16 protein-coding genes and 1 tRNA gene are annotated in these 14,970 nt (G+C 59.3%); 13 read left to right on the top strand and 4 right to left on the bottom strand.

The features are described 5' to 3' along the window. The first annotated feature begins 110 nt into the window (after positions 1-110). On the top strand, positions 111-365 hold the full coding sequence (locus tag L6D82_RS26445; RefSeq protein ID WP_007957989.1) for an FAD assembly factor SdhE: 255 nt from the start codon (positions 111-113) through the stop codon (positions 363-365). Beyond that, positions 349-801: a protein YgfX gene (locus L6D82_RS26440; RefSeq protein ID WP_236191961.1), complete on the top strand. Its 453-nt coding sequence runs from the start codon at positions 349-351 to the stop codon at positions 799-801. Before L6D82_RS26445 ends, L6D82_RS26440 begins: the two co-directional genes overlap by 17 nt. On the opposite strand, the gene nadB is transcribed toward L6D82_RS26440, so the two are convergent. After that, positions 770-2,386 (bottom strand): L-aspartate oxidase, encoded by a 1,617-nt coding sequence (nadB, locus tag L6D82_RS26435; RefSeq protein ID WP_007957994.1) that lies wholly within the window; start codon positions 2,384-2,386, stop codon positions 770-772. The genes L6D82_RS26440 and nadB overlap by 32 nt on opposite strands. Positions 2,387-2,944: 558 nt before the next feature. On the opposite strand from nadB, the gene rpoE reads away from it, so the two are divergent. From rpoE to L6D82_RS26415, 4 genes are all read left to right on the top strand, one after another. Then, positions 2,945-3,526: an RNA polymerase sigma factor RpoE/AlgU gene (rpoE, locus tag L6D82_RS26430; protein WP_003172477.1), complete on the top strand. Its 582-nt coding sequence runs from the start codon at positions 2,945-2,947 to the stop codon at positions 3,524-3,526. Positions 3,527-3,557: 31 nt separating this feature from the next. Further along, a complete protein-coding gene (locus L6D82_RS26425) occupies positions 3,558-4,145 on the top strand; it encodes a sigma-E factor negative regulatory protein (protein WP_085747223.1) in 588 nt (195 codons plus the stop codon). Between the two features lie 8 nt (positions 4,146-4,153). Then, positions 4,154-5,116, top strand: coding sequence for a MucB/RseB C-terminal domain-containing protein (locus tag L6D82_RS26420; RefSeq protein ID WP_236191960.1), 963 nt, complete (start codon positions 4,154-4,156; stop codon positions 5,114-5,116). A gap of 206 nt (positions 5,117-5,322) precedes the next feature. Further along, positions 5,323-6,771 (top strand): DegQ family serine endoprotease, encoded by a 1,449-nt coding sequence (locus L6D82_RS26415; protein WP_007958003.1) that lies wholly within the window; start codon positions 5,323-5,325, stop codon positions 6,769-6,771. Between the two features lie 77 nt (positions 6,772-6,848). Here L6D82_RS26415 and L6D82_RS26410 read toward each other — a convergent pair whose 3' ends face one another. Then, complete coding sequence (locus L6D82_RS26410; RefSeq protein WP_236191959.1) at positions 6,849-8,282, bottom strand: M48 family metalloprotease; 1,434 nt, start codon at positions 8,280-8,282, stop codon at positions 6,849-6,851. 97 nt (positions 8,283-8,379) lie between these two features. Here L6D82_RS26410 and L6D82_RS26405 point away from each other — a divergent pair, with 97 nt between their 5' ends. Next, positions 8,380-8,619, top strand: a complete 240-nt coding sequence (locus L6D82_RS26405; RefSeq protein ID WP_007958011.1) for a sulfurtransferase TusA family protein — start codon at positions 8,380-8,382, stop codon at positions 8,617-8,619. A gap of 32 nt (positions 8,620-8,651) precedes the next feature. Next, a complete protein-coding gene (locus L6D82_RS26400) occupies positions 8,652-9,722 on the top strand; it encodes an AI-2E family transporter (protein ID WP_007958012.1) in 1,071 nt (356 codons plus the stop codon). A gap of 34 nt (positions 9,723-9,756) precedes the next feature. Here L6D82_RS26400 and L6D82_RS26395 read toward each other — a convergent pair whose 3' ends face one another. Further along, positions 9,757-10,230 carry a peroxiredoxin gene (locus L6D82_RS26395; protein ID WP_134022624.1) on the bottom strand — a complete coding sequence of 158 codons (474 nt, stop codon included), beginning with the start codon at positions 10,228-10,230 and terminating at the stop codon, positions 9,757-9,759. Between the two features lie 10 nt (positions 10,231-10,240). After that, positions 10,241-10,801 (bottom strand): glycine cleavage system transcriptional repressor, encoded by a 561-nt coding sequence (locus tag L6D82_RS26390; RefSeq protein WP_007958014.1) that lies wholly within the window; start codon positions 10,799-10,801, stop codon positions 10,241-10,243. A gap of 313 nt (positions 10,802-11,114) precedes the next feature. On the opposite strand from L6D82_RS26390, the gene dapA reads away from it, so the two are divergent. From dapA to L6D82_RS26365, 5 genes are all read left to right on the top strand, one after another. After that, positions 11,115-11,993, top strand: coding sequence for a 4-hydroxy-tetrahydrodipicolinate synthase (dapA, locus tag L6D82_RS26385; RefSeq protein ID WP_085747220.1), 879 nt, complete (start codon positions 11,115-11,117; stop codon positions 11,991-11,993). Between the two features lie 17 nt (positions 11,994-12,010). After that, complete coding sequence (bamC, locus tag L6D82_RS26380) at positions 12,011-13,126, top strand: outer membrane protein assembly factor BamC (RefSeq protein WP_064383102.1); 1,116 nt, start codon at positions 12,011-12,013, stop codon at positions 13,124-13,126. A gap of 4 nt (positions 13,127-13,130) precedes the next feature. Then, positions 13,131-13,889 (top strand): MBL fold metallo-hydrolase, encoded by a 759-nt coding sequence (locus L6D82_RS26375; protein WP_007958017.1) that lies wholly within the window; start codon positions 13,131-13,133, stop codon positions 13,887-13,889. A gap of 28 nt (positions 13,890-13,917) precedes the next feature. Next, positions 13,918-14,631, top strand: coding sequence for a phosphoribosylaminoimidazolesuccinocarboxamide synthase (gene purC, locus L6D82_RS26370; protein ID WP_007958019.1), 714 nt, complete (start codon positions 13,918-13,920; stop codon positions 14,629-14,631). Positions 14,632-14,714: 83 nt separating this feature from the next. Beyond that, positions 14,715-14,804: transfer RNA gene (locus L6D82_RS26365), tRNA-Ser, on the top strand. Positions 14,805-14,970: the final 166 nt, after the last annotated feature.

Raw genomic sequence — 14,970 nt, 5'->3', positions numbered from 1 at the left:
GGGGTGGTGTTGAAATGGGTAGTTGATAAAGGATCGGTGGTGCCCGACCAAAGCCGACTGTTCGGCCCGCTTCGGGCCTGTATACTTGCGGCCTATTTGAGGAGGGCTCCATGGTCGAACAAGTTGAACTGAATCGCCTCTTTTGGCACAGCCGTCGCGGCATGCTTGAGCTTGACGTGTTGCTGGTGCCGTTCGTGAAAGAGGTCTACGCCAATCTGAACGAGGTGGATCGCGCGCTGTATGTCCGCCTGCTCGAGTGCGAGGATCAGGACATGTTCGGCTGGTTCATGGAGCGCAGCGAATCGGAAGATCCCGAACTGCAACGCATGGTTCGCATGATTCTGGATCGTGTCCAGCCCAAGTAACACGTTTGAATGCCGCTGGCATGCCTCACGGCAGTTGCTGGCGGCGTATCTTCTGGCCCAGGCATTCGCGCTGGGTTCTCTGTTTCTGTTATCGATTCCATTCTGGGTCGGGTCGCTCGGGGTTTTCGCGTGTCTCGCCCATGCTGCCTGGGTGTTGCCGCGGCACATCCTGCTGAGTCATCCCAAGGCATTCTGCGGATTGCGCCGGGACGCCGATGGCTGGCAACTGTGGAACCGGGCCGATGGCTGGCAAGCGGTGCAATTGCGCCCGGACAGTCTGGCGCTGCCACTGATCGTGGTGCTGCGCTTTCGATTGCGCGGTGAGTGGCGGGTCAGGTCGATCTGCGTGCCCCGGGATTCGCAGGCGGCGGATCTGCACCGACGCCTGCGGGTACGCCTCAAGTTCAGCCGACGTAGGTGGGCGGCACCAGAATAGTGTCGAGTGCTTCGGGCAGCAGGTCCGGGTAGTCGAGGGTGTAATGCAGGCCACGGCTTTCCTTGCGCTCCATGGCCGAGCGGATCATCAGTTCCGCTACCTGCGCCAGGTTGCGCAACTCGATCAGGTCACGGCTGACTTTATAGTTGCTGTAGAACTCGTCGATTTCGTCCAGCAGCAAACGCACGCGATGCTGGGCCCGTTGCAGGCGCTTGTTGGTGCGCACGATGCCCACGTAGTCCCACATGAAGCGCCGCAATTCGTCCCAGTTGTGGGCGATTATCACGTCTTCATCGGAGTCGGTCACCTGGCTGGCGTCCCAGGCGGGCAGGGCGCGCGGGATCGCGACGTCGGGCAGTTGCTCGAGAATGTCCGCCGCCGCCGATCGGGCGTAGACGAAGCATTCGAGCAGCGAGTTGCTGGCCATGCGGTTGGCGCCGTGCAGGCCGGTGAAGCTGGTTTCGCCGATGGCGTACAAACCGGGCACGTCGGTGCGGCCCTGTTGATCGACCATCACGCCGCCGCAGGTGTAATGCGCCGCCGGCACGACCGGGATCGGTTGCTTGGTGATGTCGATGCCGAATCCGAGGCAGCGCTCGTAGACGGTCGGGAAGTGCGATTTGATGAAGGCTTCGGGTTTGTGGCTGATATCGAGGTAGACGCAGTCGACACCCAGACGCTTCATTTCGTGGTCGATGGCGCGGGCGACGATGTCCCGTGGCGCCAGTTCTGCACGTGAGTCGAAGCGCTGCATGAAGCGTTCGCCGTTCGGCAGCTTCAAATGAGCGCCTTCACCACGCAGGGCTTCGGTCACCAGGAAACTCTTGGCTTGCGGGTGATAGAGGCAGGTGGGGTGGAACTGGTTGAACTCCAGGTTCGCAACCCGGCAGCCCGAACGCCAGGCCATGGCGATGCCATCACCGCAGGCACCGTCCGGGTTGCTTGTATAGAGATAGACTTTGGCAGCGCCGCCGGACGCCAGGATCACGAAGCGTGCCCCGAAGGTATCGACTTCCCCGGTTTTGCGGTTGAGCACGTAGGCGCCCAGGCAGCGTTCGCCTTCCAGCCCCAGCCGACGCTCGGTGATCAGATCGACCGCTACCCGCTGTTCGAGCAATTCGATGTTCGGGCGTTCTTTGGCCTGGGCCAGCAGGGTTGTGAAGATCGCAGCGCCAGTGGCATCGGCGGCGTGGATGATCCGTCGATGGCTGTGGCCGCCTTCGCGGGTGAGGTGGAATTCAAAGCCGCCATCTTCTGTGCCGGACTGTTCGTCACGAGTGAAGGGCACGCCCTGGTCGATCAGCCACTGGATCGCTTCCTTGCTGTGCTCGACGGTGAAACGCACGGCGTCTTCATGGCACAGGCCGCCGCCGGCATTCAGGGTGTCATCGACGTGGGATTCGACGGTGTCGGTATCATCCAGCACGGCCGCGACGCCACCCTGGGCCCAATAGGTCGAGCCGTTGGCGAGGTCGCCTTTGCTCAGTACGGCGATGCGCAAGTGACCGGGCAGGGTCAGCGCGAGACTCAAACCGGCAGCGCCGCTGCCAATCACCAGAACATCGTGTTGAAACTGTTGGCTCATTTCAGGATTCCGCTCAAAGCGACCCGGGTCGGGGTTGGCGCAGGACAGGCGGATGGGCGAGTCGAGACAGCCACACAGCCCACTAGTATATAGAGGGGTGGGGCGGCACAATAGCCGGGCCGATATGGCATTGTGAAACTACCGTGACGGAGAAATATCGACGCTTTGTCGGATGTTTTTTTCAGCGGTTTTGGGAAAAAGCGACTGTATCGCAGATGAAACACGCTTTTTCTGCTCACGGTTGCACAATGTCGGCGCGGCACGTCTATAAATATTTGGAACTTTTGCCAAAGGCCCAAGATCAATAGACAGTTGCCCGAAACAAGGGACAGTGTCGGCTTCAATGCGGAACCTGCGGTTGGGTTCTTGCCGGCGAGCCGATGACAAGATTATTCGCGCAGCCGGTTCATCCCGCGCTGCGTTTTTCGTGCGTGCCAAATCAGAGCCCGCAGGAAACTTGCTTGGAGGGGGAGAACTTTTGCGAAAAGCCCGAGTCTATGTTTGCAAGTCCGGTCGTTTGGTCATGCAAGCCTCCTCCGAGTTTATCGAGGAGTGTTCATGCTAACCCAGGAAGAGGATCAGCAGCTGGTCGAACGCGTTCAGCGTGGCGACAAGCGAGCTTTCGATCTGTTGGTGCTGAAGTATCAGCACAAAATTCTCGGGTTGATCGTGCGTTTTGTGCACGACACCCATGAAGCCCAGGACGTCGCACAAGAAGCCTTTATCAAGGCGTATCGAGCGCTTGGAAATTTCCGCGGCGACAGTGCGTTTTATACGTGGCTGTACCGCATCGCCATTAACACGGCGAAGAACTATCTGGTTTCACGCGGCCGTCGGCCGCCGGATAGCGATGTAAGTTCCGAGGATGCAGAGTTCTACGATGGCGATCACGGCCTGAAAGATCTCGAGTCTCCTGAACGTGCATTGCTGCGGGATGAGATCGAAGGCACCGTCCATCGAACCATTCAGCAGCTGCCAGAGGATTTGCGCACGGCGTTAACTTTGCGCGAATTCGATGGTCTGAGTTACGAGGACATCGCGAGCGTCATGCAATGTCCGGTTGGTACCGTGCGCTCCCGGATTTTCCGCGCCCGGGAGGCCATCGATAAAGCTCTGCAACCGTTGTTGCAGGAAAACTAAAGACAGCGGCGACAGCCAAGAGAGGAACGCCATGAGTCGTGAAGCCCTGCAGGAATCGCTGTCCGCAGTGATGGATAACGAAGCGGACGAACTGGAATTGCGTCGAGTGCTCAATGCACTGGACGACGTTGAAACCCGTGAAACCTGGGCTCGTTACCAGATCGCTCGGGCAGCCATGCACAAGGATCTGTTGCTTCCACGTCTGGATCTCGCTGCGGCGGTTTCAGCTGCGCTGGAAGACGAAGCGACCCCTGCCAAAGTGACACGCGGCCCATGGCGCAGCCTCGGTCGTCTGGCTGTAGCCGCTTCGGTGACCGTTGCTGTATTGGCAGGTGTTCGTCTGTACAACCAGGACGAAATCGCCGGCGTCGAACTCGCTCAGCAATCCAATCAGCCAGTGCTGGCTACCCCTCAGGTCAAAGGCCCGGCGGTATTGGCAGGCTATAATGAGAGTTCTGAAGCTACTGGCCCAATGGCCAATGGCGTACTGCAAGGTCAGCCAGGCTGGCACGATCAGCGTCTGCCAGGTTACCTGCGTCAACATGCTCAACAGGCTGCCTTGAAAGGCACCGAGAGCGCGCTGCCATATGCACGTGCAGCAAGCCTGGAAAACCGTTAAGGGGGATCATGCGCGCCATACCTCTACTTTCGCTTCTGCTCAGCGGCTGGTTCATTGTTCCAGCCCACGCCGACGAGGCTCAGGACTGGTTGACCCGCCTGGGCCTGGCCGAGCAGCAGCAAAGCTTTCACGGCACATTCGTTTACGAGCGTAACGGTAGCTTTTCTACCCACAACATCTGGCATCGCGTCCAGAATGGCCAGGTCCGAGAGCGTTTGCTTCAGCTCGACGGTTCGGCTCAGGAAGTCGTGCGCATTGATGGACATACTCAATGCGTCAGCGGCACCTTGATTGCGGGTCTGGGGGATTCTCCCAATTCCGCCGCTCGCCCTCTCGATCCCCAAAAGCTGAAGAACTGGTATGAGCTTGCCGTCATTGGCAAGTCGCGCGTGGCCGGGCGTGAAGCGGTGATCGTATCGCTGACGCCGCGTGATCAGCACCGCTACGGTTTCGAACTGCATCTGGACAAGGAAACGGGCCTGCCGCTCAAGTCGCTGCTGTTGAACGACAAGGGGCAGTTGCTTGAGAGATTCCAGTTTACGCGGCTGGATACCTCTGAAGTCCCATCTGATAAAGACCTGCAAGCCAACTCCGATTGCAAGACAGTCACGCTCGACAGCGACAAGGCGTCTGCGGTCAAAACCGCACAGGTCTGGCGTTCCGACTGGCTGCCTCCTGGCTTTGAACTGACCAGCAGTTCCTCGCACAAGGATCCGGAAACCAAGACCCAGGTCAACAGCCTGATGTATGACGATGGTCTTGCCCGCTTCTCCGTGTTTCTCGAGCCGCTGAACGGCGCAACCGTCACCGATACCCGGACTCAACTGGGCCCGACCGTTGCCGTATCCCGCCGTCTGACAACGCCTCAAGGCGAAATGATGGTGACGGTGGTTGGCGAGATTCCAATCGGGACCGCCGAACGGATTGCCCTGTCGATGCGCAATGATGGCGCTGCAACCAGCAAGCAGTGAGCTGATTCCAGCTATCTCCACTTCGTCGTCGAGACGTGAAATGTTTGCTGAGCATTTTCATTTGCAAAACACCCGAAAATTTTTTATAGGTCAGAGCCTCTCGGCTCTGGCCTTGTTTGTTGTTCCCGGAACAAAAATGCCGGCCTGTGGTTTCCGGTGTTCCTTGCTCCATATCGCTTAACCCTGCTCGTCGTAACGGGAGCTGTATGTCGATACCAAGCTTGAAGTCTTATCTCTCCATTTTCGCCACCGTGCTGGTGCTCGGTCAGGCTGTTCCTGCAGTCCAGGCGGCTGACGCGGCCAGCCCGGCAAACCTGCCTGATTTCACCCAACTGGTCGAACAGGCCTCGCCTGCGGTGGTGAACATCAGTACCACGCAAAAGCTGCCGGATCGCAAAGTGAACCAGCAGATGCCTGACCTGGAAGGCTTGCCACCGATGCTGCGCGAGTTCTTCGAGCGGGGCATGCCGCCGCAACAGCGTTCTCCGCGTGGTGATCGTCAGCGCGAAGCGCAATCGTTGGGTTCGGGCTTCATCATTTCGCCGGATGGCTACATCCTGACCAACAACCACGTAATCGCCGATGCCGATGAAATTCTCGTCCGTCTGGCAGATCGCAGTGAAATGAAAGCCAAGCTGATCGGCACCGACCCACGCTCCGACGTGGCGCTGCTGAAAATCGAAGGCAAGGATCTGCCAGTGTTGAAACTCGGCAAATCTCAGGACCTGAAAGCCGGTCAATGGGTGGTCGCAATCGGTTCGCCATTCGGCTTTGACCACACCGTGACCCAAGGCATCGTCAGTGCCGTCGGCCGCAGTCTGCCGAACGAAAACTACGTGCCATTCATCCAGACCGACGTGCCGATCAACCCGGGTAACTCCGGTGGCCCACTGTTCAACCTGAACGGTGAAGTGGTTGGGATCAACTCGCAGATCTATACCCGTTCCGGTGGCTTCATGGGTGTGTCGTTCGCCATTCCGATCGACGTGGCCATGGACGTTTCCAATCAGCTGAAAAGTGGCGGCAAGGTCAGCCGTGGCTGGCTGGGCGTCGTCATCCAGGAAGTGAACAAGGATCTGGCCGAGTCGTTCGGTCTGGATAAACCGGCCGGTGCGCTGGTTGCACAGATTCAGGATGATGGCCCGGCTGCCAAGGGCGGCCTGCAAGTGGGTGACGTGATCCTGAGCATGAACGGTCAACCGATCGTCATGTCTGCTGACCTGCCACATCTGGTGGGTGCTTTGAAGGCTGGCGCCAAAGCCAATCTCGAAGTGATTCGCGACGGCAAGCGCAAGAATGTCGAGCTGACTGTCGGCGCGATTCCGGACGAAGATAAGGAACTGGATGCTCTGCCGAAATCTGGTGCTGAAACCAACAGCAATCGTCTGGGTGTATCGGTTGCCGAGCTGAGCGCCGAGCAGAAGAAAACCTACGACCTGAAGGGCGGTGTGGTGATCAAGGAAGTGCAGGACGGTCCTGCGGCCCTGATCGGTCTGCAACCGGGCGACATCATCACGCACCTGAACAATCAGGCCATTGGTTCTTCCAAGGAGTTTGCCGAGATCGCCAAGGCGCTGCCGAAGAACCGTTCGGTGTCGATGCGCGTTCTGCGTCAGGGCCGTGCCAGCTTCATCACCTTCAAACTGGCTGAATGATCCAGTTATCGAAGAAGTAAAAAAACCGCCTCGAAAGAGGCGGTTTTTTTGTGTCCGGAATTTGTCGCGGCGCGGGCTTAACCCATCATGTCCTTGACCATGCGCTCCTGCTCCATCAGTTCGCGCTGGCGGGCATCGATGCGTGAGGACAGCGGGAAGTTGCTGCCTGCCTTGCGCTTGGCGAAGTCCAGTTGCTGGATGGCCTGGCGGTAATCGCCGACCAGCGCGAAATATTCGGCACGTGCCTGATGCAGGCCAATGATGTTGCCGGACAGTCCGCGTGTTTCTGCAACCTGATACCAGACGTCCGGATCGTCCGGACGCGATTTCAACAAACCTTCCAGCGCCTTCTCCGCATCGGCGGTACGATTTTGTTTCAGCAGCAGATCGACGCGTACCTGGTTCAGCGGGTAGTTGCCTGGATACTGACTGAGCATCCGGTCAACGCGTGACTGGGCATCGGCCAACTTATTGTTGGTGATGTCCAGATCGACCTGCGCCAGGTTGTAGATGATCTCGTTCGGCGATTTCTCCAGCAGTTGCTTGAGATTCTCCCGCGCTTCGTTCAACTGTCCGCCCTTGATCTGGGCAATCGCCAGACCGTAACGAGCCACGTCGTTTTTCGGGTTCTCATCCAGCTGAGCGCGGAAACGCTTGGCGCCAAGGCCGGGCGTTTCTTCATAGGTCAACTGCACCCGCGCACGGATCAGTTGATAGCGCATGCTGTCTTCGATGCCGCCGGGTTTAGCCTGTTCGGCGCGGTTACGGGTGTCGGCGATACGCGATTCGGTGACCGGGTGAGTCAGCAGGAATTCCGGCGGCTTGGCGTCAAAACGGTATTGGCGCATCAAACGCTCGAACATGGTCGGCATCGAGCGCGGATCGTAGCCTGCCTTCTCCAGATTGAGGATGCCGATGCGGTCGGCTTCCTGCTCGTTCTGGCGCGAGAAGCGCCGTTGCTCCTGGATCGCCGCCGCCTGAGTGCCGGCAATCGCTGCAATGCCGGCATCGCCTGCGCCTGCCGCAGCGATCACGATGCCGGCCAGCAGCGCCGCCATCATCGGCACCTGCATCCGCTGCGAAGCCTCGACGCCTCGGGCGAAGTGGCGTTGGGACAAGTGAGCCAGTTCGTGAGCCAGTACCGAGGCATATTCGCCCTCGGTCTGGGCATTGAGGAACAGACCGCCGTTGACCCCGACAATCCCGCCCGGTGCCGCGAAGGCGTTGAGCTGCGGGCTGTTGATCAGGATGAATTCCAGGCGTCGGTCATTGACCTGGCTGGTTTCCACCAGCTTATAGACGCTGGACTCGACGTAGTCCTTGAGCTGTGGATCGTTGAGCTGCGAAACCTGGCTGCGCAGCAAGGCCAGCCAGGCGCGACCCAGTTGATATTCCTGTTGTGGCGAGACGATGGCAGAGCTGGCGTCACCGAGTGACGGCAGGTCGTCGGCGAAGCCCGGTGAGGCGAGCAGGCAAGCGAGCGTCAGCAGGGTAGGGCGCAGAAATGTCATGCACAAAGCCTTAGTCGACAAAGACCTTACTGTAGCCGGACACCGGGCCTGCGACCAGATATTCTAGGCAGCCTGACCACCTGATCCGGAGTGACGCATGACCGACGCTGTAGCCCATGACTGTGAACTGGACGCCAGTGGCCTGAATTGTCCGTTGCCGTTGCTCAAGGCCAAGATGGAGCTGAACAAGCTGCCCAGTGGCGCGGTACTCAAGGTGATTGCCACGGATGCCGGCTCGCAGCGCGACTTTCGCACCTTTGCCAAGTTGGCCGGTCATACGCTGCTGCGTGAAGAAGACGAGGCGGGTGTCTACCGTTACTGGCTGAAAAAAGCCTGAAACCGATCGCGTAAATGACCTAAGGAATATTGATGTTCAAAGTGTTGCGCGACTGGATTCAGCGCTACTTCTCCGATGAGGAAGCGGTGGTGCTGGCGGTTTTGCTGTTTCTCGCCTTCACCGCTGTACTGACGCTGGGCGGAATGCTCGCGCCGGTGCTGGCCGGAATGGTGCTGGCGTACCTGATGCAGGGGCTGGTGGTTACGCTCGAACGCTTACGTGTGCCCGGCGGCGCGGCGGTCGGTCTGGTGTTTGCGCTGTTCATGGGTGTGCTGATGGTGTTCATCGTCGTGGTGCTGCCGTTGCTCTGGCATCAGTTGATCACCCTGTTCAACGAGCTGCCGGGCATGCTCGCCAAGTGGCAATCGTTGCTGCTGTTGCTGCCGGAGCGCTATCCGCATCTGGTCTCTGACGAGCAAGTGTTGCAGGCGATCGAAGCGGCGCGAGGCGAGATCGGCAAGTTTGGCCAGTGGGCGCTGACATTCTCGTTGTCGAGCCTGCCGCTGCTGGTGAACATCATGATCTATCTGGTGCTGGTGCCGATCCTGGTGTTCTTCTTCCTCAAGGATCGGGCAATGATCGGCGAGTGGGTGCGCGGCTATTTGCCGCGTGAGCGGGCGCTGATCACCCGGGTCGCCGAGGAAATGAACCGGCAGATCGCCAACTACATTCGCGGCAAGGTCATCGAAATCGTGATCTGTGGCGGCGTGACCTATATCGCTTTCGTCGCACTGGGTCTCAACTACGCGGCGCTGCTGGCCCTGTTGGTCGGCGTATCGGTGGTGGTGCCGTATGTCGGGGCGGTGGTGGTGACCGTACCGGTGCTGCTGATTGCGCTGTTCCAGTGGGGCTGGAGTGATCAGTTCATCTATCTGATGGCGGTTTACGGGATCATCCAGACGCTGGATGGCAACGTGCTGGTGCCATTGCTGTTTTCCGAAGCGGTCAACCTGCACCCGGTGGCAATCATCTGCGCGGTGCTGTTGTTCGGCGGGTTGTGGGGATTCTGGGGAGTGTTCTTCGCGATTCCGCTGGCAACGCTGTTCAAGGCTGTGCTTGATGCCTGGCCGCGCAAGGAGCCGGTGGTGGCGCCGCTGCTTTGAGAATGAATCGGCGCCCGCAAGGGCGCCGACAACATCAGGCCTTGTTCAGCGACTGAGAAGCAGCCAGCACTGCATCGACGTGTCCTGGCACTTTCACGCCACGCCATTCCTGACGCAATACACCGTTCTTGTCGATCAGGAAGGTGCTGCGATCAACGCCCAGGTATTCCTTGCCGTAGAGTTTTTTCAGCTTGATCACGTCGAACAGCTGGCAGACGGCTTCGTCCTTGTCGCTGATCAGTTCGAACGGAAACTCCTGCTTGCACTTGAAGTTCTCGTGGGACTTCAGGCTGTCGCGGGAAATCCCGAAGATTTCCGTGTTGGCAGCCTTGAATGCTGCGTATTGATCGCGAAATCCCTGGCCTTCGGTCGTGCAGCCCGGGGTGCTGTCCTTCGGGTAGAAGTAGATCACCACTTGCTTGCCCTTGAGGGCCGACAGGCTGACAGTCTGCCCGCTGGTGGCAGGTGCTTCGAAATCCGTAACCGGTTGGTCGATGACAACGGCCATGAAAGCTTCCTTACATTGGGTTCTGTGGGCGCCACGGTTCGATCAGTGCATCCAGGTTCATGGCGTCGGCGAAATCCAGGAACTGGTCGCGCAGCCAACTGATCTGGGTGCCGGCGGGCAGGGTCACGGTGAACGTGGCGTTGAGCATGGTGCCGCCGGTCTGCGGTGCCTGATAGGTATCGCACGTCAGGTTTTCCAGCTCGACGTTGTGATCCATGAAGAACTGGCACAGCTCGTTGATGATATCCGGACGGTACGCCGAAGACACGTAAGCCACGTACGGCAGGGCTTGCGGACGGTTTTCCAGGGCGGCGCTGCGCACCACGTTGACGGTGAACGCATGACGCTTGGCCAGCACGGGCAGGCTGCCTTCGAGGCGAGCCAGGGCGTCCCAGCTGCCGGAAACTTCAAGCACCAGCGCGCTGCACTCGCCGTGGCGGGTCAGGCGCGAAGTGACGACCGCACAGCGGTTTTCATGGCTGGCGCGGCACAGGACGTTGGTCAGCTCCATGGGATTGGCGCCGAGGGCACTGATGACAAGGAATTGTTCGCGAACTGTGGGGGTGGACATGCAGCATTCCTAAAGCGATGAGCGGTCGGTAGGGAGAGGGCGTTGATTGCCGGGGCAATGACTGTCCGGAAGACCCGATTCGTGTGGCGCTACGGCTCCATCAACAAGCAAGCGTACGGCAACGACACTGGAACGGGGCCCGGGAGGCCGAAACGGGAGACTGGAACCCGGCGTACAAGCTGATCAGTACCGATCAAAGTCTGAAGGGTAGCGAAAAGCGGCGCCAAGGGGAATGGCGGCACAGTACTTCGCTTGTGCAAGCATCTTGGCGCCAGTACCATTACCGCTCTCTTTTTCCGGCAGGAGCGGTTTCATGATTGCGGGCAGTATGGTGGCACTGGTCACACCCATGGATGCACAAGGGCGTCTTGACTGGGACAGCCTCAGCAAACTCGTGGACTTCCATCTCAAGAACGGCACCCATGCCATTGTCGCGGTCGGCACCACCGGCGAGTCGGCAACCCTTGATGTAGAAGAACACATCGCCGTCATCAAAGCCGTGGTCAAACAGGTTGCCGGTCGCATTCCGGTGATCGCCGGTACCGGCGCCAACTCGACCCGCGAAGCTGTCGAGCTGACCCGCAATGCCAAGGAAGCCGGCGCCGATGCCTGCCTGCTGGTAGTCCCGTACTACAACAAGCCGACCCAGGAAGGCCTGTACCAGCACTTCAAGCACATCGCCGAAGCGGTCGACATCCCGCAGATTCTCTACAACGTTCCTGGCCGCACCTCCTGCGACATGCAGGCCGAGACCGTGATCCGCCTGTCCACCGTGCCGAACATCATCGGCATCAAGGAAGCGACCGGCGACCTGAAACGCGCCAAGGCGATCATCGACGGCGTGAGCAAGGACTTCATCGTGCTGTCCGGCGATGATCCGACCGCAGTCGAGCTGATTCTGCTGGGCGGCAAGGGCAACATCTCCGTCACCGCCAACGTCGCCCCGCGCGAAATGGCCGACCTGTGCGAGGCCGCGCTCAAGGGCGACGCCGAGACCGCACGGGCCATCAACGAAAAACTGATGCCGCTGCACAAGGACCTGTTCATCGAAGCCAACCCGATTCCGGTGAAGTGGGCTTTGGTCGAAATGGGCCTGATGCACGAAGGCATCCGCCTGCCGCTGACCTGGCTGAGCACACCTTGTCATGAAACGTTGCGCTCGGCCCTGCGCCAGTGCAGCGTCCTGGTTTAATTGAGGAAGTACAACGCATGAAGCGAATGGCCGGACTTTCCGCACTTGCCTTGATTATCTCCAGCACCAGTGGCTGCGGATGGGTCTGGGGCCCGGAAGGTTATTTCCGTGACCGTGGTAGCGATTACCTGGAAGCGCAACAGACTGCACCGATGCAACTGCCACCGGATGTCAGCACCTCCAAGCGCCTGGATCCGCTGCTGCCGATCCCGCGCAACGTGGCCGACGACACCGCCAAGGGTGAATACATCGTTCCGCGCCCTCAACCGCTGTCGACCGTTGCCGACGCCAGCGACTACTCGCTGCAGAAGAGCGGTGATTCGCGTTGGGTCATGGCCCAGCACCCACCGGCCGAAGTCTGGCCAGTGGCGGTGCAGTACTTCCAGGACAACGGTTTCCGTCTGGATGAACAGCGCCCGCAAACCGGCGAATTCACCACTACCTGGCAGCATTCCGACGAACTGTCCGCCGCCATGGCCAAGCGCCTGAGCGCCGCCGGCGTCAGCACGGACAGCGAAACCCGCGTGCGGGTGCGCATCGAGCCAGGCGTGCAGCGCAACACCAGTGAAGTCTATGTGGTCAGCGCCGAGCGTCCTGCCGGCAGCACCGCCAATGTCGATTTCACTAACCGTTCGGTCAACACTGGCCTGGACGCTGCGCTGGTCGACGACATGCTCGCAAGCATGAGCCGTACCTCCGAGAAGGGTGGTTCGGTGTCGATGCTGGCTTCGCGTGATTTCGATACCCCGAGCCGTGTCAGCCTGAGTGAAGACGGCAGCGGCAACCCGGTACTGAACGTCGGTACGGACCTGGATCGTGCCTGGTCGAGCGTCGGTCGTGCGCTGGAACAGGGCGAATGGCGCGTTGAAGACATCAACCGCAGCCTGGGTCTCTACTACATCAACTTGTCCGAAAAGGCCGAGAAGAAAGACGAGAAGCCTGGTTTCTTCAGCAGCCTGTTCGGCAGCGCGCCGACCAAGGAAGAAGTTGAAGCTCGCGCCGAGCGTTATCAGGTTCGCCTGAGCAAGGTCGGCGAGAACGTTCAGGTGACCGTCGAGAAAAACATCAACACCGTTGCGCCGGCCGATGTGGCTCGCAAAGTGTTGAGCGTGATTCAGGACAACCTGGGCTGATCCAATGCGTTTTGCCGTTCTCGGCAGCGGTAGCCAAGGGAACGGCACGCTGATCGCCAGTGCTGATACGTATGTGCTGGTGGATTGTGGTTTTTCCCTGCGGGAAACCGAAAAACGCCTGTTGCGCCTGGGTGTGAACCCGGCGCAACTGAGCGCGATACTCGTAACCCACGAACATGCCGACCACGTGCATGGCGTGGGTTTGCTGTCTCGGCGCTACAATCTGCCTGTCTACCTCAGTCGCGGCACACTGCGCGGGATGCGCAAACCGATTGAACCTGCCGGTTTCGTGACCGGTGGCGAGCAACTGCAGATCGGTGCTCTGAACATCGGGGTCATTGCCGTGGCCCATGATGCGCAGGAACCGACCCAGTACGTGTTCAGTGACGGTGAGCGGCGCTTCGGCCTGCTGACTGACCTGGGCTCTTACTGCGAGCGGGTGCTGGACGGTTATCGGGACCTCGATGCGTTGATGATCGAGTCCAATCACTGTCGCGACATGCTGGCCCGTGGTCATTACCCGTACTTTCTCAAGCAGCGGGTGGGCGGCGAGCTGGGACATTTGAACAACCATCAGGCGGCATTCCTGGTGGCCGAGTTGGGCTGGCAAGGCCTGCAACACCTGGTCCTGGCCCATCTGAGCAGCAAGAACAACCTGCCGCAGCTGGCCCGGCAATGTTTTGTCGACACCCTCGGGTGCGACCCGGACTGGCTGCAACTGGCCGATCAAGATTCAGGGCTCGACTGGCGCCACATCGCCTAGCCCATCTACTTAGCAAGCGGAGCCCATCATGGAAAAACGTGAAGAACTCTACCGCGGCAAAGCCAAATCGGTTTACAAGACCGACGACGCTGACCGCTTGATCCTGCTGTTTCGCAACGACACTTCGGCGTTCGACGGCAAGCGCATCGAGCAGCTCGACCGCAAAGGCATGGTGAACAACAAGTTCAACGCCTTCATCATGCAGAAACTCGAAGCGGCTGGCATTCCGACCCAGTTCGACAAGCTGCTGGCCGACAACGAAGTGCTGGTGAAAAAACTCGACATGATCCCGGTCGAGTGCGTCGTGCGTAACTACGCCGCCGGCAGCCTGGTCAAGCGTCTGGGCGTCGAGGAGGGCATGAAGCTCAACCCGTACACCTTCGAACTGTTCCTGAAGGACGACGCCAAGGGCGACCCGTTCATCAACGAATCCCACGTCGTGGCGTTCGGCTGGGGCACCGCCGAGCAACTGGCGCGCATGAAAGAACTGTCGCTCAAGGTCAACGAAGTCCTGAGCAAACTGTTCGACGACGCAGGCCTGCTGCTGGTGGACTTCAAGCTTGAATTCGGCGTGTTCAGCGACGGCTCCATCGTCCTGGGCGACGAGTTCAGCCCGGACGGCTGCCGTCTGTGGGACAAAGACACCAAGAAGAAGATGGACAAGGACCGCTTCCGCCAGGGCCTCGGTGACGTCATCGAAGCCTACGAAGAAGTCGCCAACCGTCTGGGCGTACCGCTTTAATCGACGCAAGCATCTGATAGCACGGAGAAATTTTCGAAAGAGGGTTTGCTTTCGGTAAAAGTGTTGTTATGATGCGCGCCGTTGGAGAGATGCCAGAGTGGCCGAATGGGACGGATTCGAAATCCGTTGTACCTTCACCGGTACCTAGGGTTCGAATCCCTATCTCTCCGCCATACATAGAAAAAGCCCCGTAGATGAAAATCTACGGGGCTTTTTCGTTTGCGCTCGGAAAGCGTGTTTTGCTAGTAGAGCCGTTCAGATCGTTTTTGTCCGCGTAGGGAAAATAAATCTGCCGCCGCTGCAGTAATGAATTATAGGGGGGCTGACTCTTATACACAT

This window comes from Pseudomonas paraglycinae (assembly GCF_021601625.1).
Classification (GTDB): Bacteria; Pseudomonadota; Gammaproteobacteria; order Pseudomonadales; family Pseudomonadaceae; genus Aquipseudomonas; species Aquipseudomonas paraglycinae.
This window is presented reverse-complemented; position numbering and strand designations above follow the sequence as displayed.